Below are 275 nucleotides of genomic sequence, written 5' to 3' on the forward strand. Positions count from 1 at the left end.
CGATTTCGCGGTCCGATACAAAGTTCCCTTGAAGGCGGACAGGTTTTCCCGAGCCGTTTTCCAAAAAGAGCATATCCCCTTTTCCGAGAAGCTTTTCTGCACCGGCGATGTCAATGATCGTTCGGGAATCAACCTGGCTTGAGACAGAAAATGCGATTCTCGTCGGGATATTCGCCTTAATCAGGCCGGTAATGACATCGACTGACGGCCGCTGGGTTGCGACAAGCAGATGAATTCCGCACGCTCTGGCTTTTTGGGCGATCCGCGCAATGCTC

1 protein-coding gene is annotated in these 275 nt (G+C 52.7%); it reads right to left on the minus strand.

What is annotated here, in order from left to right; genetic code table 11:
* On the minus strand, nucleotides 1-275 hold a 275-nt coding region (locus tag CF394_RS00575), incomplete at both ends, for an FtsK/SpoIIIE domain-containing protein (protein WP_133079777.1).

Origin of the sequence: Tetzosporium hominis, from assembly GCF_002265435.1 — a bacterium.
Taxonomy (GTDB): domain Bacteria; phylum Bacillota; class Bacilli; order Bacillales_A; family Planococcaceae; genus Chryseomicrobium; species Chryseomicrobium hominis.